This window comes from Bacillus sp. MYb209, assembly GCF_002975175.1.
Classification (GTDB): domain Bacteria; phylum Bacillota; class Bacilli; order Bacillales; family Bacillaceae_G; genus Bacillus_A.
Window position 1 is genome coordinate 117,152 of sequence record NZ_PCNZ01000004.1, and the last position, 22,287, is coordinate 139,438.

The window sequence follows — 22,287 nt, forward strand, 5'->3', positions numbered from 1 at the left end:
CGCAGATGTTCATCTGCGCTTTATTCTTCCGCTTCAATTTCTGTACTATTATTATCGATATGTTCCTTTTGAGCTTCTTCTTGCAGCTCTGCTGAAATCATTCCATAATAAATTTCTGGATATAATCCAAATATTTGATATACACTTCCTAAAAACGGCATCGGAATCCCTCATTTCTAAAGTTGTATTGCCATTCTTAAGGATTCCCTTTTCACTCATTATACATTCGTTTTTGGAACTTCTTCTTCATCGGGAACATGTAATACATTTTGCCATTTTTTATAAGGCGCACTATTTGGATCCACATACCCTTTCGCATACGAACGATCCCACAATTGTTTCATAAACATCTCTTTCTCTTTCTTTGCAACCATATCTGCACCTGTTCCGTAATAGTTTTGGAAATACAGCTCAATTTCATCAAGGAATAGCCTTAACAAATCATCAGATGTTTCTTCTAACGTCGGGTCATATTTTGCCTCACGATCATACATTAAAATCATATCTAAAATATTATGGACATGCTCTTTACGAAGCCATCTAATATCTTGAGCACCTAATACAAATGCATGTGTATATAAATGCCCACCTTGTATCATTGCCTTTTCTTGCTCTTCTTCAAACCTGGACAAGATATTTTCATAAATAAACGGATTATGAAGCAATGCTCTGTGCAACTTATAACTTTCGCTTGAAATATTTTTCCCCATCGACTGGATTAAAAAGCTACGGCCGACACCGTTATATTGATACACGAACTGTCCATCTACAGCCACTAAGCTAATCCAGCGATACATATACGCGTACAGAAGAGCACGATTACATTTATCGTAATCTAACTTCGTTTGCGTTGCATTCAAGTCTGGCATAAAGGCTGGTAAGTGCCAATATTTATCTAAATGCGGCGTCAAACTAGATTTTTTACTATTTAATTTGTTCACGCGGCGATAATACGATTGAAAGTAGTCACCTTTATCGTTCATAAAACCATTCGCAATATGTCCAGATGAAAGCTTAGGGAAATCTTGTAGCGATAATCCGTAATGAGCACGATAACAAATCACTTCAAATGGTGAAAACGCCTCGTTTACCGTATCTTTTTCTTTAAACATTTCTTGCAATAACTCTTCTTGCAATTCTTGTTTTAAAGATGGATGTACGCCCCAATATTGTAACTCTCTATGATGAGAAACTTTCGGAACGAACGGACTTGCTAAATGGAAAAGATCTTCAATTTTTTCACGAACGTATTCATCACGATCACGTTTCTTGAAATCTGCTTCTTTTCGCAATGCTTCAACGATATTAAGCTCTAGTTTGTCACGATAGCGCACTTGAAGTTCGTCATAACAATAACTCAATATATGTTCACGATAGAAGTCTTCCACCTTTTTCGACTGAATTTCTTCGGCTTTCGCATCACGACAATATTCCCCGTACAAGCTCATATAAATTTCGGACGATATATCTTTCGGTAATACACCTAAATTTAAATGTTGCTGCATATCTTGCCAAATCTTTTCTTGCAATTTCTCTTCTGCTAATACATATACATTCGTCGGGTTCGTTTTCCCCTCAAATTCCTTGCTTCGCTTTTGGATTTCAAACAATAAATTTTCACGTGTTTCGTGTAAATTATCAAAGAATCTTTCCCAATATTGGATCATTTTATCAACTGCTTGGTATAGCGATTGATACACGAGTTCTAATAACATTTCTTTACGATACTCACTTAATTTGTGGACATATTGCGTTACGATATCTTCAAATTCTTTTTTGAACAAACGTTGCTGATTATAAAACATTTTCCCGACCCAGCCTTGTTGCTGAGCAATTTCAACGCGGCGAACAGCCGTTACCGTTCCATCAATATTACTCACATTAAATTTCTTATCGTAGTTTTGAATTAAATTACGCTTTTGTTCATTATTTTCATGCAGTCGATTCATCTTCTCTACTAACTGCTTACGAATTTCATACAGCATAAAACGTGCTGCGACAGGATGAACCGGATCCGTTTTCTTTAAAAACCATGTATTTAATTGATAAGACTGTCCTTCTGATCCACTCGGTATAAAGCGGTCTGATTCGACCATGTCATATAAAAGTGTAGTTACATGCTCATGTACACGGCTCGGAATCGCATAAGCATATAAACGAACCGCATGATCAACTCTCGCTACTTCACCTTTCATTTGTTCCATCAATTTCAGTTTCGCAGCCGATATTTTACACTCATGCTGCAGGCGGTTTAATTCTTCATCTTTTTGCACTGTACGGTGTACGTAACTCTCTACAGCATCTAAAAACAATTTTGATTTTGCAACACCGACCTTACCGCCCTCGGCCCCTTCGCGCGTCTCATTGAACATTTGTCTATAAAAAATATGGGCCTGTTCTGGACGAGTAGCAAGATGCTCTAAATCTTCTAAATAACTTTTCCCGCGCTCTGGCTTTTCACGCTGCATACCGCGCTTTACATCTTGATCATATCTTTGCTTCTTCTCTTGAAACAGTTGATCTAAATGAAGCCAAGATTCATCTAAACCTTGCACCGCCCATTTTAAAGCACAGTATTTCAAAACGTGCTCATACGGATAAATGAGCTTCGCCGTTCCTGCTCCGCAATATCTCCCTTTCCCACTCGATTCTGCCAATTGCTGAATTTGATTATCTTCTTGCGCAAAATGATTTGCAGACATTGGACTGAATAACTGTAAATAAATCGTATTTGCCATTTGCTCCATATAATCCGATAAATTGTGCAAATGGTGCCCATGTAAATTTTCATAATCATATAAGAAACAATAATTGTACGGTAAATGATGCTGCTTTATCGTATGATTTGTTCTTCCATCTTCATCCACTTGATCAGGACGATATTCTAATTCAATCGTTACGCCGCCTCGTTTTGATAATTCACCAGTCGACCCGAGCGTAATAGCGTGCAACTCTTTTAACGATGCATAACCATTCGCTTGCACAGTTTCAAACTCTTTCGCACTAACCGTTCTCGTCTTAACTAAAACATCTGGCATTAAAAACGCACCGCGAATTAAAATGTTGTGATGCTGCAATTTTTTCCGGAGCATTTCACGCAAATATAATGCGATTTGTAAAAACATCCCTGAGCCTGTTCCGCCAGCTAGTGATGTTACAATAATGACACGTACACCATATTCCGTCTGATCACTTGTAACTGGAAAAATCTTCTCGATTTCTTGCCAAAACGATGTGAGTTTATCTTCTTTCATCGCAGCACGTAACGCTAAACGTGAAATGACACGTAACTGTCCCGCTCCTTCCGTTAACGGTTTATCAAGTATAGTCGGGTCCATCGGGAACCACTCTGGAATCGTTGGATCTCCCGCAATATACTCTCTCGGTGTTTTACTCGAGCTCGTTTGCGTCTTAAACTTCCGAATATGATCAAATTTACTCAATGTATTCACATCTGTATCAAATACATGCATCGCTACCTTTTTACGACGCTCCTCAGATAATCTTTCATATATTTGATGTGTGACAGTACTACCGATTCCACCTAAGCCAATTAAAATTGTTGGAACTTGTAATGTCATGTGAACCACCTTCCTATTCTTGCTTGTTTGAAAAGAAGAATAAAGAGAGCCGGGCCTCCTCCGCCCCTCTTACACCCTATCTACTATTCACATTCGTACCGGTAAATCTCCTTACCATATCCTCTATCAATTACTAAAAGTTCATTTGGATACAACGTCTTATGCTCCATTCCCACTTCTTCCTCTGTAATAAACATTCCATCAATAATCATCCCAACTACTTGCGATTCTTTCGCTACAAATATAGATTTCGATCCTTTTTTCGCTATTAATGTTACAGATTGCACAGTCTTTCTTTCTGCTCGGAATGGAATGCCAAAATAGTGCTTCCACCATTTATTTTTAAGTAACTCTGGTTCAGATTGATAAAGCCAATCTTTCGCTACTTCTTGATCCCATTCGTAATATAGTAATGCTTTCCGATGAAATCTCGGACGAACAATCCATCCTAAAATAATAATTCCTACAATTAAAAGTAATAAAGTAATAGGAATTACAAATTTAAAAACGAGCGCATACTTCTCAAAAAACGGCGCATTTTCAATGTGCAGTACAATCTTTTCCTTTACTTCTTGTAATTTTGAATCATTGATCGTGATGGTAGCCTCTACGGTGCCGGTATCTGTAAAATTGAATGTGTCGGAGTAATAAGGTCGAGGATAAACATAAACTTGACTACCATGCTGTTTTAATTCATAGTTGATCGATTGATTCGATGTGACACCAGTAGATTTTAATAGTTTCTTTACAGCCTCTTCTGTCATCGGTTTACCATTTAACTGTGGCTGTAAAATAAATGGTTTACTATTTTCTAAATTTGTTACCTTTTCTTCATAATCTTTCGTAACAGCTTGAAGTGTTAATTTTGGTTTTTCAGCTGGTTCAATCTTGAATTCTTTCGTCTGTCTATAAAATCCCTTTATATTCATATGGACTTTCCCGCGTACTAACTCTTTACCAACTTTTGTCTCGTAATAAAACACATGTCTTTTATCATCCCACTTCATCGGATACTGCTTTCCGTCTATTTCTACTTCTGCTTCGAAATAAGAAGTTTGAATTGGTAATTCAGTAGGTTTCGCTTCAATAACAGCTGTCACACCTTCATACATTTTCTCAACATTTTTTCTATCTTTATCATCTTTGTCATACGTAGAAACAGTATAGTTAAGCGCTGGTTCAACAAGTACTTGTAATCCCTCATTCTCAATGTCCTGATCCACTTCTATCGTATATGTCCCTGGCTTAATCACTTCCTGATTCGCTGTACTTACATGCACTATATTTCCGAATAATTTAGCTTCTCCTGGTGCATGTATGGAAAAAGAAGACTGCAATTGTAACGGTTTGGAAAGTTGCATAACTTTATAATTAGACAAAGAAGGTGATTGTCGTACAAGCGTCATACGCTTTAATGGAAACGGTGTTGTAATCTCTACTTTTTTCCCTACTATTTTCGTTTTGACAATCGATTCAACAGAAGAAAATGGATCACGATTTGCAACTAATGCCGCCACTTGATTCACACTTTGTACAATACCATCCTCACCGCTAGACGGCATGACAACTCCATTCATTTCTTTTTTCCAAATCTCTTTAAACGTATTTAACTGCTCTTTTTCTTGCTGCCCTAAATCCTCTTCCATCGTGATTAAGACTGGGTGCAAAGAGATCTTTTTAGAATCCATCTCTTTCTTAAACTGTGCTAACTTCTGTGTAATTTGTTCTTTTCCGCCAACCTTATCTTTCTCCAAATCATTAAATGCCCCGTCAGTTAATACAATAAGCCAAAATTCACGTTTCCCATCTATATCTGCTTCCTTCTTTATAGATTGCATCGCCGTTTCTACTGCGCTAAATGGAGTATTTAAATATGTTTTCCACGCGCCGATTCCATTAATTTCTGTTTGCCTTTGATCCTTTGTTAACGAAATGTTTAACGGATTATTTGGCTTACTCATTGGAACGTAAGAAAATTTATCTTTCTCATCTAATAGCGCAACTAAACTTTGCAAGGCGTAATTGGCGTACTTCCAGCGATCGTTATTTCTCATGCTGCCCGAATCATCATATACAAGTGAAACGACCCTTTCCTTTGCCTCCTCTCCTTTTGCAAAAGCTGAAAAAGGTAAACATATAAATAGAAACAACATGAACGTGGCACAAATTCGAATTTTCACGATGAGGCTTCGCCACCTTTGTAGACAAATTCCTATGTTTAAATTTATGAGGGGAAACAAGATATATGACTTGTATTTTAGGACAACAGTTCACAACAATTACATTATGTAAACAAAAATGAACTACTCCCATATTTTATTTCGAGTTTTTTCCTTATTATATATCTGAAATAACACATAGCTTTCATACTTTTCCCGCTATAAATTCCACCATTAAAGTTTGATTTTCTTTTCAATACAAGAAATAAAGAGCACGCTATAATTAGCGCACTCTTTACTTCTTCACATATACTTCAACAATCGGATTTTCCTTTTGATCTGCATGTAAACGTATATTCTCTTCACTTGTATTGTAAATACTAGCTAACAGCATAACCGTTAGTAAGTTAGGTATCTTCGCATCGCTTCCGTATTTTCTTTCAAGCGCCTCCTTATATTCAAAATCCAAATCTCCTTGCACATATGTATACACTTCAAAACCATCTTTCAAATTACATACGACCGTATCAATAATATCCGCCCCTACTTGTTTCTTCATTTCCCCCCGCAATGCTTCAATAAATTCTTCCCAAGGAACTTCGTACGTCTGAAATTGATCTGTAGATTTCATTTCTCTTCCTCCTCGTTATGTATCCTGTTCGTATATTTCCCCTTTCGCGTAAGATATACAACAGTAAAAGAAACTTTAATTAGTGTTTTTTTTCCCTATGAACCTTAATACAGATTCTCTTGAACGTTCAATTTCCTTAATGTTTTCATCATAATATTTTGATGCGTATGCATAGAAGATTATGTCAATAGTCAGAAATTGGGCAAATAATGAACTTGTTGCTGCACTACGAAATTGAGCCTCTGGTGCACGAACATGATGTAAGGACATATCAACTTTATTGGTTAATCTGTTATTCCCAAATCGAGACAATCCAATTGTTTGAATACCAGATGCTTTTGCAATATCAACAAGTCGCAGTACTTCTCCAGTTTCTCCACTATTGGATATACTAAAAAACACACAATTTTTTGTTGATGCAGCAAGTCCAGTAGCCATGATATGTGCATCCTGATATGCACTTACAATCTTTCCTAAACGTAACCATTTATGAGTAATATCTTCCGCAACAAGCCATGAAGCTCCTAATCCATAAACATAAATAACATCTGCATTTCTCATAGCTTCAATTATTTGATTGAGAACAACTTCATCTAAATAAAGTGCTGTTTCTTGTATCGCTTGTACAGAGTTGGAAACTATTTTTTCTTTAATAGCCGTTATTGTTTCATTTGGTTCAATGTCATAAAAACCTTTCTTCTCTGGGTATGAGAGATGCGATGATAAAGATACCTTTAACTCTGAAAAACTAGAAATTTCAATAGAACGACAAAGCCTAGTGACCGCAGAGCTACTCGCATTAGCATGAGTAGCTAATTCATGTATAGTCATTCTAATAACTTCTTGTGGATTGTTTAAAATATATTGCGCTATTTTTCTTTCAGATTTTGGTAATTGATATAATAAACTTTCAATTTTTAATAATACATTCACTACATGCATATTGAATTGCCCCTTTAACTTTTAATTAGCTCATATATTTCAGAGCTAAGTAATAACAGCCTAATGTAGATGATACATCTTCTAAAATAAATTGCACTTCCGGTTTTTCTTGTTTAATTTTTTCAATAAAGGAAGTTTGTACAATCTGTATATTAGTTAACACACTTCCTTTAATAGCAATTGTAACATTGTTGTCAAAATTTAATTTTCCACAAACATCAAGCGTAATCTTGGCAAGGTGACAGCCTGCTTGTTTGAGAATATTCTTTGCAAAATCATCACCTGCTTTTGCTTGTTGAACGATTATCGGAACAAAAGAAGCAATCTCTGCCTTAGTTGAGGAATAAATAAATTTTTTTAACTCAAGCACACTCTGATAACCAAGTTTTGTTAGTATCAACTTAGTTAGGTCACTATAATTTAATCCTTCATCTTCTTCTTGCGTCATTTTCATGAAAACCTGCATAGCAATCCAATAGCCACTTCCTTCATCACCAAGAATATGTCCCCAGCCACCTGCCAATTTTTCAGTATCATTTTGAACTCCAATACTAACAGATCCTGTCCCTGAAATTGTTAAGATACCATTTTTCCCCTTTAGTAAAGCAGCATGTGCAATAATTCCATCATTTACAATCATAAATGGAATATTAAACGCATCAGAAAGAGCATCTTTTATACCTTTTGTATTTTTAACCCCTCCATACCCCGCTAACCCTAAGCATATATACTGGCATTCTTCATTTTTCAAAGGAACTAAGCATTTTGCAATAGCATCAATAATGTTAATAAGAGCTTGCTTTTCATTTAAAAGTAAGTTTCCGTATCCTGCTTTACCTTCACTTATTTTTTCACCAGTTAAATCATAAGCCACTGCTTCAGTTTTAGTGCCACCACCGTCTACTCCGATAATATAATTCATATAGATTCCTCCTCATTCATAAAGTAAAACTTCAATCAGTGGGTGTTTTCTTCATCCCCTATTGATTATTCCACCTAACCAAACGAGCTTTTATAGGTAGTTTACCGCCTAACTAACATCTTCGCTTCCACCAAATTTTGAGGTGAAAGTATTCCTATCCTCGAATAGTGGGATAAACAAAAAAGGAAGGAGCGTTCTGTTCCTTCCTTTCCCCTTGGTTTGAGATTTTTTTTGATAAAATCACTTAATTGAAAATTGGAATTTCTCCCAAGGATTTAGATAATCAAGGAGAAAAATTTCTTCCTCAACTATCCTACCAACTACATTTGTTTTACCTGAATTCTGCATTTCTTTCAATGCAATTTGCAGTTCACCTTTATATTGTCCGTATAGCTTATTTTCAATTAAAATATCTCCCCTTCTAATATCAGGGGTATATGTTGGTTCAAATTCTTCTCGTTTATATTTTACACGTGATTGAGTCGAGCGAATAAGATATTCTGAAACGTCTCCACGATAGAAATGAGGTTCTTCTAGCACAATCTTTTTTTCTAACTCTGTAATCGTATCATATAGTTCTATATTAAACGTACATAGCTCACGGTTTAATTTACCGAGCGCTTCTAATTCAACCTCTGATGCATATGCGTTAGCAATAATCACATCATCAATTACTTCTGTTGCAAATAAGTGTTTCGCTTGCGTTACTATTGGTAATTCACGATGCATTTCAAGTGTACATAAACCTTCCGTTACTGGCCAAGGCCCATAAGTTGCTGCGTGCGAACTGATGAATGCGGAAGTTCGAATATTGTGAAATTTGAATTTTTCACAACACTTTAGAAAATGATCATAACTTAATCCTGCATAACGATGAGGATAGAAGTTATGTGAACCTACTAAGTTCTCTTTATTAGGCTTATAAGCAATAATATTATCTAAATAATTCGTTGCATTACTCATATTAATTTCGATTTTTAAATTATAGGGATTATATGTCATGATAGACTCTTCATTCCCTGTAAACCCCATATCTAGACGAATTCCATACGCTCCTAAATCAGAAAAGAATGATAAATCAGCATAGGATATATCTAAATCCCCAAATACTCGAGGAGAAATATCGACCATTACTTCCATGCCTAATTGATTTGCAAATTCAATTATTTCTTTAAATTCCTTAATAATTTTTTCTTTATCACCTTCTACCGAAAGTAGGCAAGTAAAGATTTTTTTGAACCCATATTTTTGCGCCAGTACAATATACTCTTTATCCTTTTCTATAGTTGAATGTTCCGGATAAATAGAAACACCTAATTTTCTCATCTTTAAACCACCTTTACCTTTCTACATCCTCCATTATTGTTGTGGCGCTAGTTTTTTTATGATACGAATCATATGTTCAATCAGCTTTTGTTCACTTATCGCTGTCATTAAGTGATCTTGAGCATGGATCATTAACAATGTTTTTTCACTTGGAACTCCATTCAATTCAGCTTGAATTAACTTTGTTTGTGTTTTATGAGCCAAGCTAAGTTCTTCCCCAGCTTGGTTAATAAGTTCTGTCGCTCTTTCAAAGTTAAATTCTTCTGCGGCTGTTAATGCTTCATAAGCTAATCCTCTCGCATTTCCACCATGAGAAATAATTTCAAAAATTTCCATTTCATTATTATTGATTTCTGTTGACATATCTTAACACTCCTCATCTTAATAAATTTTAAATACGGCATTCCCTAAAAGAATCAATGTTTCAGAGAATATCAGATTTCAATTGGTCTTTACTATTAAATTTCTTATTATTCTAATCAGCTAAAAAATAGTGGTAAATACTCTTTATGTGCTTTTAATAGTTCCTGTAATACAGCTTCTGCTAAATCATCACTTGGAATAAGCGGGTTAATTGATAAGGCTAATAAAGCCTTATCATAAGAACCTGTTACAGCTGCCTCAGCACCTACTCTTTCAAATGATTTGATTTGTTGAATTAACCCTTGAACTTGAACTGGTAATTTCCCCATTGTTATAGGGGCTGGTCCATTTTTTGTTACAATACAACTTACTTCAACAGCTGAATCATAATCGATTTCGGTAATGGATCCTTTGTTTTGGACATTTAATACTTGAATGTCTTTTTTATCATTATAAATAGAAGAAATAACATTACACGCCGCGTCACTATAGTACGCACCACCCCGCTGTTCTAATTGTGGAGGTTTAATGTCAAGTTTTTCATCTTTGTACAAATCAAACAGATCTCCCTCTAGTTTTTTGACAATTTCAGCACGGGTTTTTCCTGATTTAAATGCTTCTAATTCTTCATCTAAAATATTTTTTGTTTTGTAATAATAACGATGGTATGGGCATGGTACTACACCTAATGATTTCAAAAATCTTGGATTCCAAGGAAGAGGTGCAATATTCTTCATTGTCATTTGAATTTCTGGATTTCCTAGCATTTCAAGCACTTTCTCTGTCACTTCTTGATCATCAACGTACACGTGTGTCCCAAATACCATGTGGTTTAATCCCGCAAAATCAATGTGTACTCTCCCCATCTCCATACCTAACATTTTTGAAATAGACATATGCATATTAAATGGCACATTACATACACCAATAACTTTTTTATGCTTACTGTAACGAAGAAGAGCTTCCGTTACCATTCCAGCAGGGTTTGTAAAGTTAATTAACCATGCATTTGGGCAAAGTTCTTGCATTTCTTCTGCGACTTCTAGAAGCACAGGGATTGTTCGTAATGCTTTAAATAGCCCACCTGCACCATTTGTTTCTTGGCCAATTAATCCCAGTTGTAAAGGAATACGTTCGTCTTTAACTCGAGCATCTAGTAAACCGACTCTCATTTGCGTTGTCACAAAATCAGCATTCTGTAAAGCTTGACGACGGTCTAATGTTAAATGAATTTCCATTGGAACTCCTGCTTTTTCAACCATTCTTTGTGCTAAGGACCCTACAATTTCAAGTTTTTCTCTTCCTTCTTCAATATCCACTAACCAAATTTCTCTAACTGGTAGCTCATCGTAACGTTTAATGAAACCTTCAATTAATTCTGGCGTGTAACTGGATCCGCCACCAATTGTAGCAATTTTTATTCCCTTTTGCTTTTCCATTTCACTAACACCTCATTTTAGATAACGAACTTTTTCTTTTCATTTACGCATAGACAATAGGGTAACAAATTAGTGCACTCACTACTATTAAAGACAAGAACAAAATTAACGCTTGTTTCTTGTTTTTAAACTTACCTTCAACCAAAGTAATAACAACAGTTAATCCTGCACTGAAGGCAAAGGTATTACCTAGGTACAATGACAATTGTTTATCTATCCCACCCACATTCATTAAAGGATTAAAGATAAGATTAAAAACAAGAATAAAACTAAAAAGTAAAAATGCACTTTTGTAACTAAAAAAGTGAATTTTGGATGTTGAATTCATTTTTATCCCCCTTCTCTTTTCATATTAAAAGGAGCTTGAAGCAATTAGTCCCAAACTCCTTTCAAATATTTTTATAAGGCCACGTTCGTGTCTTCTGTTGTTTCTGTTGTATTTTCTTGTTCTAAAAGCTTTTTATCATACATTTTAAAGAATGGTAGATAAATAGTAACTGAGATTGCAAGATTGACTAATACAAGAATGATTGCTCTCCAATCACCGCCTGTTGAAAGATAGGCACCTATTGGGGCTGGCAATGTCCATGGAACCATTACATACGTTGGATTAACTAATCCTATTGACGTCGCGATGTACGCAAGTGTCGCACCAATTAATGGTGTTATAACAAACGGAATAATTAAGATTGGATTTAATACAATTGGCATCCCAAAAATAACAGGTTCATTGATGTTAAATATGCTCGGAACAATTGTCGCTCTCGCCATCGTCTTACTATAACTAGATTTTGCTGTTAATAACATAGCAATTACTAACCCTAATGTTGCGCCAGAACCACCAATCCAAATAAACCATTGGAAAAATGTTTCAGGAGCTATGTGAGGGATTGCCTTTCCAGCTGCAACTGCTGCTGAATTATTAGCTAAATAAACTTCCCAAACTGGACGAGCAACAGCACCTACAACTGATACCCCATGAATACCGAATGCCCAGAAGAATGTTATTAAAAAGACAGGGATTAATACGCCCGGTAGTGTATCTCCTGCTTTAATAAGTGGTGCAACAGCTTTATCAACAAGTGAATGTAGATCAATACCCAAGACTACTGTAATTAATGTCATGATAACCAGTACAATTGTAACTGGTATTAACGCTTCAAATGAACGGGCTACAGAAGTTGGAACGGAATCTGGCATTTTGATTGTAATATTTTTGGTCTTACATAGACGTAAAATTTCAACCGCAAATATGGAAACAATCATCCCTACAAAGAGTCCATGCCCACCAAGATTTGACATCGGCAACACAAAACCTACACCCTCTATCATTTTCACGCCTATTGTGAACAAGAAAGCAGCTACCGATAGTAATCCTCCTGATAGAGGATCTAACTTATAACTTTGAGACAAACTATAGCCTATTCCAAAAGTAATATATAGAGTCATAATAAACATCGTTAATCGATAGGGTATTAAAATATCTGCGACGTGTTTTGCTGCCCATTCACCTATTGTGGAATCTGCTGCTACGGGTGGGAAGGCAATAATAAGAAATAAGCTCCCGAAGATGATGAATGGTAAAGCAGAAACTACCCCATCACGTATTGCACGTAAATGTTTTTGCTCAGACAATTTAGCCATGGGTGTTGAAAGATTATTTTCTAAAAAAGCGATAAACTTATCCATTTGCAAATTCCCCTTTAGCTATTTAATAGTTAAACCTATTTGTTGGATTATTACTTTATAAGTTCATTTACTAACTTTAATAGAATAGGTCCACCAAGAGGGCTGTATGCTTGGGCTGGGATTACTTGACATGGTACTCCGGCTTCATCTGCAGAGCTTTTAAAACTATCAAAACGATGTTTTACTTGTGGGGCTACCATAGCAACATCCCAACCGTTACGTACTTCTGAATCAAATTCTTGAGTACCAACTGCCAATACCTCTAAATCCACCCCTTGTTTTCCACCCTCTTTTTTTAAAGCGCTTACAATAATTGCGCTTGACATTCCACCAGAACATACGAATAATACCTTCATCTTTATTCCCCCTACTACTTCTTTTTTATTTAATAAATTTCAAAGCGCTTTTCTTATAAATCCTTCTGCAACTTTTAAGCGTTCTACCGCTTCTTCATAAGAAATATTTGTCAAAATCATAACAATGGCAATTTTAGGTTGATTATTTGCCTTTACTAAGTATTCTTCTGCCACTTTGTAACTACATTCAGTGGCATCCATAATAATACGTTTTGCACGTTCAACTAGCTTTTCGTTTGTTAGCTGTAAATCTACCATTAAGTTCCCATAAACTTTTCCAATCCCAACCATTGAAGCTGTCGAGAGCATGTTACATACTAATTTTTGAGCCGTTCCGGCTTTTAAGCGAGTAGATCCCGTCAGTACCTCAGGTCCGTTTACAACTTCAATAGCAACTGTAGCAATTTTTCCAATCTCTGACTCTTTATTACAACTTATTGAAACTGTACCTGCCCCAAGTTGATTTGCATAATTTAAGCCTGCAATAACATAAGGAGTACGCCCACTTGCAGCAATACCTACTACAACATCCTTACTAGTTAATTGAATTTCCTTTAAATCTTTAAGGCTTAATGTGAAACTATCTTCTGCCCCTTCAACCGCCTTAATAAATGCACTTTCCCCACCTGCGATTAGACCTATTACTTTATTAGGATCAGTGTTAAACGTTGGTGGACATTCTACAGCATCCAACAATCCAATCCGTCCACTTGTTCCAGCACCTATATAGATTAATCTGCCGCCTTGTTTCATTGCTACAACAATCATCTCTACAGCCTTTGCAATTTGAGGAAGTTCCTTTTGAACACAGTGAGCAACTTTTATGTCTTCTTCATTCATCACCTCCAGTAAATTAAGCGTTTTCATTTCATCTAAAAACATAGTTTTTTCATTACGACATTCCGTTGTTAAATGTTCTATCATATACACCATCCCTCTACCATTCGTAATCTAATCACTTTCTTTGATACGACTATAACACCACTAAAAATAAATTTCAATTATTTTCCGTAAAATTAAAATGAAATTTCAAAACTGTATATACAACTAGAATATTAGCGAGTATAATACATAATTGTTAACGCTTACACAATTATAAACTATACGGATAAGAAAGAGGTTCATGCTATTGAGTAAAAAATTCGTGGTAGATTAAAATACCTTTAGAGAATCAACTGAACTTTCGAATCTTAATGAACTACCTGAGAGCATCAAGATTGGGTACTGCCTCATGAACAATTGTGCTTTTATCCAAGCCTTCCAAAAGAACAAAAATTTATGATTGACGCTATCATGTCAGGTGTTAAGAATTATGATATCAATGTAGTACACATGAATGATTATTCTATCCTTACAAGATTGTTAAAGTCCCTTTTTCTGATGAAGCTACATATAGAATGCGGAAAAAGTATATTTATAACTATAGAAAACTGGCGCTGTGACAATGTATATAATCTTGTTATATATATTAATCAAGCCATTAAGTTTCACTTTATCATGGTTTTATAAGAACTCGTTTTGTTGATTAGTAAGGAACTTAAAAATCTATGAAAAGTAGGTGTAATAATAATGTACATTGTTGGGTTAATGTCTGGAACATCATTAGATGGTATTGATGCTGCGCTTGTACGTGTGAATAATAGCGGCGTAAGGACGGAAATAGAAATGATTGAGTTTCTAACATATCCTTTCCCAAAAGATGTTGAAGGAGAAATTATACAGTCTTTGTCTGTAGATACATCTAACGTGCAACTAATTTGTAGTTTAAATTTTAAGCTCGGAAAATTATTTGCAGATGCTACAAAGGAAGTTTGCAAGAAAGCTAAACTACCTTTAGAACAGTTGGACCTTATAGGATCCCATGGACAAACTATTTACCATCAACCTTTACAAGAACAAAACTGGGTACCCTCAACGCTACAGATTGGTGAACCCTCGGTAATTGCTTATGAAACCAATACAACCGTAATATCTAACTTTCGTACTATGGACATGGCAGCAGGTGGACAGGGCGCTCCTCTGGTACCTTATACCGAATATGTTCTTTATCGAAGTGAAACAAAGGGCAGATTGTTACAAAACATAGGCGGTATTGGAAATGTAACTGTTTTTCCTAAGCAAGCCTCACTTAATGAACTGTATGCCTTTGATACAGGGCCCGGGAATATGATTATCGATGAAGTATGTCGCCAATTGTTTAGCGTAGAGTACGATGAAGGTGGTAATTTAGCTAAAAAAGGAAAAATAAACGAACAGCTCTTATCATACTGTATAAATCATCCTTATATTATGAGCCCTCCTCCCAAAACAACAGGTAGAGAATTGTTTGGTAAGCAGTATGTTGACATACTATTAAATAAGTTTAATTCGCTTTCCAGCCACGATATATTAGCAACTATAACAATGTTCACAGCAAAATCCATTGTAGAGAACTATTGTAAATTCATCTTTCCACAAGTTAAAATCGACGAAGTCATTGTTGGAGGTGGTGGCAGCTATAATAAAACTTTACTCAACATGATTCAATCACTACTTGGGGAATCAATTCAAGTTTATACCCAAGAAGAGTTAGGATACTCTTCGGAGGCTAAAGAAGCTGTAGCATTCGCTCTTCTTGCAAATGAAACCTACCATGGTAACGCAAGTAACGTTCCAAATGCTACGGGTGCAAAAAGCGCTGTCGTCCTTGGAAATGTATCCTTTCCTATCTCGATCTCGGATCAGTGGATTAAGAAAAAAACTCTTTAGAATAAAGTGAAGTTTCCATCTGCAACTGATTATTAGCTCTAACCAATCGGACTTTTTTATGGTGTTTTTTATACATAGGCTCTTTAAACAAATTATTGATAGTGTTTTGAAAGCAAACTAATATAGAAAATTTTCACATTCGAATGAACAATAGCGAGTTTTAGATTTTTCAAGGTCACTGAAAAACTTACGTTTTTCAGTTCACAAAATGGACATAAAATAAGAAAGACGACTTTTTGATCAACTGTGAACGAAAAGTCGCCTTTCTTTATATCATTTTTCAACTTGTTTCTCTCATTAAACTCACGATTCTTTTTGAACTGACGGCGAATATCGTCAGCTCTCCTTGTATTTGCATACCCCATGAAGATGCCACATCATACCCGTGTCTGTGGTTACGCTCACTATTTTCCACTTCAATAGATACTCTTTTTATACATAAGTTTTACAACGTAATGCACTATTACATTTTGTCTACAGTCTATTATAGATTTTTTTAGTTTCACAAGCTGTATTGATTCCAAACAATACAGTTACTATAATTAACAAAAATTGTTTTTAAAGTGCCACTACTCCTTTTTCATAAGAAATATTTCCCTTTCTATTGTTCACCCATACTCCCCTAAAAAGAGTAACAATTATGATAGATAGGTCATTCGTACAAGCCGCACTTGTCCCCCTTACATATCGTATTACTGTAATGGGGGAAGGAGGAAAGAACATGCATAGACAAAAATGTTATAATACATGCCAACGTTATTTCGGAAAAGTTGTTCGAATTGAAGATCGTGATGGTCATATCCATTTAGGAAAAATAATAGACGTGACAAATGATTCTGTTTGGATTGAGCCAATGCAGCAGCGTTCATCTTTTGATACAGGATTTGGATACCATGGCGCATATTCAAACGGCGGATGTGATATTTGCGGTGGTATTAGCAGATGTGATAACTGTGGATTTGGGTGTGGTGGTGGATTCGATGGTGAATTCAGTGGTGGATTCGGTGGCTGCGGATGTGGTCGTCGTGGTTGCGGCGGTTGTGGCTTTGGTGGCGGCTGGGGCTTAGAACTCGGATTTGGTTTTATTTTCGGAATTACTTTGGCTGCATTATTTTTCATCTAACATAGTAAAGAGTTGACTATCTTTAGCCAACTCTTTTTTCTATTTTTCACATATAAAAACACGATGCCCTAAAATATGTTGATACATAAACAGTACTTGTTCGTGTTGTACCCACGCCTCATACAATTCTTCTGGAATAAATGGTGATACATTCCACTCCGGCTCTTCCATATGTCCTGCAACTGTTTCTGCAATAGTGCCGCCACCTGCAATTATAATTCTTTTAAAGTTTGCTTTCTGAAATAAATGAATCCACTCATCTTCAGTTAATAATTCTTTCATACCGTATAATTGTACAATTTTTTCTTCCTCATTCTTCTCAATATGTCTATCAATAATCATCTCAATCACAACAAGCTTTCCATCCTTCTGCAATACACGATAACACTCCGAGATAACCTTTTCTTTATTTGTAAAAGCTAGTATAGATTCCCCAAGCACTAGTTCAAATGAATCATGTAAACAAGGTAATTGTTCTACATTCCCTTGAATCAATTGAATATTTAACCCTTCATACGACCATCTATCTTTCGCTTTTTGAATCATAATTTCATTCTTTTCAACCGCCGTTACTTGATAGCTAAATTCTTTTGCCATATAAGCCGCCGTTTTCCCCGTGCCGCAACCTATCTCAAGGACATTCGCTCTATGTCTAAGTGGCAATTGTGCTAATAATTGTTTTGTTAATGTAAAACCACCAGGATGAGCACTCCCTATTCCGTAATAAGCTAGAAAATCAATGTATGTGTTTCGTTTCATGAGATTCTCCTTTGAGTTTTCTATAATACATATATTCATCCATAAAAAAATAGTGCACAGAAAAAAAAGCATTTTCAAGTGCTATAATACCGCAACTTGAAAATGCTTTTTTCTTTTATTATTTCTCTTCTACATACGCCCATTTGAAACTATATTCCGGACTAATATTATGTTTCACAATTCCCTTTACATTTGGTTGCATAACATATGCTTTAGCACTTTGATATAAAGGTACAAGCGCTACATCTTCTTCAAGTAACAATTTCTCTGCCTTCCCTAACTCTGCCCAACGTTTTTTTGCATCAGCCATCCATTCCGTCTTACTTTTATCAATAATTTCATCATATTTTGAATTTGAGTAGCTCATTTGGTTCTGAGAATTTTTTGTTTCAAACATATCAAGGTACGTCATCGGATCCGCATAATCTGGATTCCAGCCACCATATGAGAAATCATAATCTTGATCTGATTCTAATTTTAGTTTTTGCTTAAATGGTTGAAGTTTAATATTTACTGTTACACCTTTTAAATTCTTTTCAATTTGATCTTTTACGTACTCCCCAACTTTTTTCGCATTACCAGTATCATAATTTAATAATTCAATTGTCACTTGATCTTTTCCAAGTTCTTTTTTCGCTTCTTCCCAAGCTGCTGCTGCCTTTTTGGAATCTTGTTTTAAACCATTCTTGAATGTTTCTGCGAAATCTTTACCGTCTGGTCCACTTGCTAAACCTTTTGCTACTAAGTAATCAACTGGTTTTGAACCATCATTTAAAATTACATTAGTTAAACCCTTCTTATCAACCGATAATGCAATTGCTTCACGTAATTTTTTGCTCTTTAACGGTGTATCTTGCCCACCACGTTTTTGATTTAGACGTAAGTAAAACGTACTTGTTTCCGAATATGCTCCAAACTCATCTTTTTTATTTCTATACTTATCAACGAATTCTCCAGATAAAAGTGCAAAATCAATTGCGCCTGTATCATATAAATTCACCCTAGTAGCTGCTTCTTTTACCACACTATAATTAATTTCATCTAATTTCACTGTCTTTTTATCCCAATACTGATCATTTTTCTTCAACTTCCAACCTTGCTCATGTTTCCAATCAGTAAGCACAAATGGACCGTTATAAACTGTTGTATCGGACTCTAAACCGTATTTCTTCCCTTGTTCTTTTACAAACTTTTCATTTAACGGATAGTATGATGCAAATGCCATTAAGTTCAAGAAATATGGTACCGGTCTGTCTAATTCAACTTCAAGCGTATAATCATCAACTGCTTTTACACCTAACGTAGAAACTTCTGCTTTCCCTTGATTAATTGCTTCTGCATTTTTAAGATAGTAAGCAATAAATGCATACTCAGCAGCTGTTTGTGGATCTACTAGACGTTGCCATGCAAATACGAAATCTTTCGCAGTTACAGGATCACCGTTTGACCATTTTGCATCTTTACGTAATTTGAATGTATATTTTTTACCATCCTCGCTTTTTGTACTAGATTCTGCTACAGCTGGGATTGGCTTATTATCCTTATCAAGACGATATAATCCTTCCATCGTGTTCCCTAAAATTTGAGATCCTAATGTATCTGTATTTTTTGAAGTATCCATCGTCGGAATTTCATTCGTTTCTGTACGATTTAATACTTGCTTTGCTGCGTATTTAATATCAGAGTTTTTCCCTTCCCCACTATTAGACGTTGTAGTAGTCGTCTTCTTCTCCCCACCAGATCCAGAACATGCTGTTAACGCCATGCTCATTGCTAATACTGGCGCTACAACCGCCGTGAACTTTTTCATCTTTTTCTTCATTCTTGTACCCTCCCCAATTATATGTACGCTACTAACTTTTAGAGATTTCTACCAACTTTATTTATCAGAAAATTCTTATTAATTAATATTCTACTATTTTTTTCAGTTTTGTAAAGTATTTTTAAGAATATTCTAAAATTTTATTTTTTTATGATAGTAACTTGTTATTTTACTATTACTACTATATGAATTATCCCCCATCTACTATATGTAAACATACCTCCTCTTATTCTTCTCTATTACTAAGTTCTATATTTTTCTCATCAATATGAAATCTCTGCTATCATTTATCTATCCAATTGTTGAACTCTTTTCTAATTTCCTACAGTAGAATTTTAAAAGCAACCTCAACATTTCTCAAAATTTCCATGTGCCTTATTCTCCTATTCATACAAAAAAGCATTTCAAAAGCAGCTTAGCCACTTTTAAAATGCCTCTATATTATTTTTTCCCGCCATCCTCAGTTACATACGCCCACTTAAAGCTATATTCTGGACTGATGTTATGTTTAACGATGCCTTTTACATTCGGTTTCATTACATATGATCTTCCTGTTTGATATAAAGGAACTAATCCTGCATCTTCTTCAAGGAATAATTTTTCTGCTTTCCCTAACGCTTCCCAACGTTTCTTCGGATCAGACAGTAATTCATTACCTGCTTTTTGTACCATTTCATCGTATTTCGGGTTTGAATAACTCATTTGGTTATATGGGCTCTTCGATTCAAACATATCAATAAATGTCATCGGATCCGCATAGTCTGGACTCCAACCTGCATAAGAGATTTCATAATCTTGCGCTGACTCTAATTTTAATTTTTGTTTGAACGGCTGAATTTTCGTATTAATCGTTACACCTTTTAAATTTTTCTCAATTTGATCTTTAACATAATCAGCAATCTTTTTCGCAGTTCCATCATCATAGCTTAGTAATTCAATTGTAACTTGATCTTTTCCAAGTTCCTTTTTCGCTTCTTCCCATGCAGCTGCTGCTTTTTTCGTATCTTGTTTCAGACCATTTTTAAACGTATCTTGGTAATCTTTACCGTCAGGTCCTGTCGCAAGCCCTTTTGGAACCAATTGATCTGTTGCTTTTGATCCATTATTTAAAATAACATTTGCTAAACCTTTTTTATCAACTGATAATGCAATTGCTTCACGAAGTTTTTTACTCTTTAACGGTGTATCTTGTCCGTTACGCTTTTGATTTAAACGTAAGAAGAATGTACTTGATTCTGCATACTCACCGTATTCATCTTTATTCGATTTATATTTATCTACAAACTCTCCTGATAGTAGTGTGAAATCAATTGATCCTGTATCATATAAATTTACTTTCGTAGCAACTTCTTTTACTACACTATAATTAATTTCTTCTAATTTCACAGTCTTATTATCCCAATATTTATCATTTTTCTTCAACTGCCATCCTTGTTCATGTTTCCATGAAGACATAACGAATGGCCCATTATACACCGTTGTATCTGCTTCTAAACCAAACTTATCTCCTTTTTCTTTTACAAACTTTTCATTTAATGGATAGTATGACGGGAATGCTAATAAATTTAAGAAGTACGGTACCGGTTTTTCTAATTCTACTTCTAGCGTGTAATCATCTACCGCCTTCGCTCCTAATTCAGTTCCAGGTTTTTCACCTTTATTAATCGCTTCTGCATTTTTAATATAGTAGGCAATAAACGCATATTCCGCCGCTGTGTTTTTATCAAGTAAGCGCTGCCATCCGTATACGAAATCTTTCGCTGTTACAGGATCTCCATTTGACCATTTCGCATCTTTACGCAGTTTAAACGTATATTTTTTACCATCTTCGCTTTTCGTACTTGATTCTGCAGCAGCCGGAATAGGCTTATTATCTTTATCAAGACGATATAATCCTTCCATTGTGTTCCCTAAAATTTGTGCCCCTAACGTATCAGTAGATTTAGAAGTGTCCATCGTCGGAATTTCTTGGTTTTCCGTACGATTTAATACTTGCTTCGCTGCATATTTAATATCAGATTTTTTTTCTTCCCCACTATTAGATGTAGTAGTCGTTTTCTTCTCTCCACCTGACCCAGAGCACGCTGTCAATGCAACGCTCATCGCTAAAACTGGTACTACAACTGCTGTTAACTTTTTCATCTTTTTTCTCTTCATTTTTATACCCTCCCCAATTATATGTACAATACCAACCCTTGAGAGACCCCTTGTTAACGATTTACTTTTCAGAAAATTATAACTAATATTATTCTACTCTATTTTCCGCGTTTGTAAATAGTTTTATTTTAAATATTCAGATTTTTTCTTCGTAATTTAGTATGATTTATCCCCCATCTACTGTATGTACGTACTATACGCCTTATTCTTCTCTATTTAACTGAACTAAAAAAAGCATTTCAAAGTAGCTAAGCTACTTTAAAATGCTTT

Annotated in this window: 19 protein-coding genes and 1 pseudogene; 3 read left to right on the top strand and 17 right to left on the bottom strand. The window is 35.3% G+C overall.

Annotated features, from left to right (window positions below; all coding sequences use genetic code 11):
• Positions 1-20 precede the first annotated feature (20 nt).
• The 13 genes from CQZ94_RS09735 to murQ form a co-directional block, all read right to left on the bottom strand.
• Positions 21-161, bottom strand: coding sequence for a hypothetical protein (locus tag CQZ94_RS09735; protein WP_002128471.1), 141 nt, complete (start codon positions 159-161; stop codon positions 21-23).
• Positions 162-218: 57 nt separating this feature from the next.
• Positions 219-3,581 (bottom strand): tubulin-like doman-containing protein, encoded by a 3,363-nt coding sequence (locus tag CQZ94_RS09740; RefSeq protein WP_105585241.1) that lies wholly within the window; start codon positions 3,579-3,581, stop codon positions 219-221.
• A gap of 83 nt (positions 3,582-3,664) precedes the next feature.
• On the bottom strand, positions 3,665-5,761 hold the full coding sequence (locus tag CQZ94_RS09745) for a vWA domain-containing protein (protein ID WP_105585242.1): 2,097 nt from the start codon (positions 5,759-5,761) through the stop codon (positions 3,665-3,667).
• Positions 5,762-6,035: 274 nt separating this feature from the next.
• Positions 6,036-6,371, bottom strand: coding sequence for a hypothetical protein (locus CQZ94_RS09750; RefSeq protein ID WP_078174159.1), 336 nt, complete (start codon positions 6,369-6,371; stop codon positions 6,036-6,038).
• Between the two features lie 75 nt (positions 6,372-6,446).
• Complete coding sequence (locus CQZ94_RS09755) at positions 6,447-7,313, bottom strand: MurR/RpiR family transcriptional regulator (protein ID WP_002146363.1); 867 nt, start codon at positions 7,311-7,313, stop codon at positions 6,447-6,449.
• A 25-nt stretch (positions 7,314-7,338) separates the two neighbouring features.
• Positions 7,339-8,235, bottom strand: a complete 897-nt coding sequence (locus CQZ94_RS09760) for a BadF/BadG/BcrA/BcrD ATPase family protein (RefSeq protein WP_105585243.1) — start codon at positions 8,233-8,235, stop codon at positions 7,339-7,341.
• Positions 8,236-8,475: 240 nt separating this feature from the next.
• Entirely contained in the window at positions 8,476-9,561 is a 1,086-nt protein-coding gene (locus tag CQZ94_RS09765; RefSeq protein WP_105585244.1) for a DUF871 domain-containing protein, read from the bottom strand.
• 33 nt (positions 9,562-9,594) lie between these two features.
• Positions 9,595-9,924, bottom strand: coding sequence for a PTS lactose/cellobiose transporter subunit IIA (locus tag CQZ94_RS09770; protein WP_078181164.1), 330 nt, complete (start codon positions 9,922-9,924; stop codon positions 9,595-9,597).
• Between the two features lie 116 nt (positions 9,925-10,040).
• Positions 10,041-11,363 (bottom strand): 6-phospho-beta-glucosidase, encoded by a 1,323-nt coding sequence (locus tag CQZ94_RS09775; RefSeq protein ID WP_105585245.1) that lies wholly within the window; start codon positions 11,361-11,363, stop codon positions 10,041-10,043.
• A gap of 43 nt (positions 11,364-11,406) precedes the next feature.
• The gene (locus tag CQZ94_RS09780) at positions 11,407-11,691 is read right to left on the bottom strand and encodes a hypothetical protein (RefSeq protein WP_002111103.1); all 285 of its coding nucleotides are present in this window, start codon (positions 11,689-11,691) and stop codon (positions 11,407-11,409) included.
• Between the two features lie 71 nt (positions 11,692-11,762).
• Complete coding sequence (locus CQZ94_RS09785) at positions 11,763-13,052, bottom strand: PTS sugar transporter subunit IIC (RefSeq protein ID WP_002146353.1); 1,290 nt, start codon at positions 13,050-13,052, stop codon at positions 11,763-11,765.
• Positions 13,053-13,102: 50 nt separating this feature from the next.
• Positions 13,103-13,408, bottom strand: coding sequence for a PTS sugar transporter subunit IIB (locus CQZ94_RS09790; protein ID WP_105585246.1), 306 nt, complete (start codon positions 13,406-13,408; stop codon positions 13,103-13,105).
• A 39-nt stretch (positions 13,409-13,447) separates the two neighbouring features.
• Positions 13,448-14,332, bottom strand: a complete 885-nt coding sequence (murQ, locus tag CQZ94_RS09795) for an N-acetylmuramic acid 6-phosphate etherase (protein WP_105585247.1) — start codon at positions 14,330-14,332, stop codon at positions 13,448-13,450.
• A 297-nt stretch (positions 14,333-14,629) separates the two neighbouring features.
• Between murQ and CQZ94_RS32365 the strand changes: the two are divergent.
• Together CQZ94_RS32365 and anmK are read left to right on the top strand one after the other, a co-directional pair.
• A pseudogene (locus CQZ94_RS32365) lies at positions 14,630-14,917 on the top strand (family 10 glycosylhydrolase); the annotation flags it as partial.
• A 60-nt stretch (positions 14,918-14,977) separates the two neighbouring features.
• A complete protein-coding gene (anmK, locus tag CQZ94_RS09805) occupies positions 14,978-16,156 on the top strand; it encodes an anhydro-N-acetylmuramic acid kinase AnmK (protein WP_105585249.1) in 1,179 nt (392 codons plus the stop codon).
• Positions 16,157-16,248: 92 nt separating this feature from the next.
• On the opposite strand, the gene CQZ94_RS32555 is transcribed toward anmK, so the two are convergent.
• Positions 16,249-16,521 (bottom strand): hypothetical protein, encoded by a 273-nt coding sequence (locus tag CQZ94_RS32555; protein ID WP_105585250.1) that lies wholly within the window; start codon positions 16,519-16,521, stop codon positions 16,249-16,251.
• Positions 16,522-16,877: 356 nt separating this feature from the next.
• Here CQZ94_RS32555 and CQZ94_RS09815 point away from each other — a divergent pair, with 356 nt between their 5' ends.
• Complete coding sequence (locus CQZ94_RS09815; protein ID WP_105585251.1) at positions 16,878-17,279, top strand: hypothetical protein; 402 nt, start codon at positions 16,878-16,880, stop codon at positions 17,277-17,279.
• Positions 17,280-17,318: 39 nt separating this feature from the next.
• Here the strand turns inward: CQZ94_RS09815 and CQZ94_RS09820 are convergent, their stop codons facing one another.
• The 3 genes from CQZ94_RS09820 to CQZ94_RS09830 form a co-directional block, all read right to left on the bottom strand.
• The gene (locus CQZ94_RS09820) at positions 17,319-18,038 is read right to left on the bottom strand and encodes a class I SAM-dependent methyltransferase (protein WP_105585252.1); all 720 of its coding nucleotides are present in this window, start codon (positions 18,036-18,038) and stop codon (positions 17,319-17,321) included.
• Between the two features lie 118 nt (positions 18,039-18,156).
• Positions 18,157-19,860 (bottom strand): peptide ABC transporter substrate-binding protein, encoded by a 1,704-nt coding sequence (locus CQZ94_RS09825; protein ID WP_105585253.1) that lies wholly within the window; start codon positions 19,858-19,860, stop codon positions 18,157-18,159.
• Between the two features lie 441 nt (positions 19,861-20,301).
• The gene (locus CQZ94_RS09830; RefSeq protein ID WP_002185196.1) at positions 20,302-22,017 is read right to left on the bottom strand and encodes a peptide ABC transporter substrate-binding protein; all 1,716 of its coding nucleotides are present in this window, start codon (positions 22,015-22,017) and stop codon (positions 20,302-20,304) included.
• Positions 22,018-22,287: the final 270 nt, after the last annotated feature.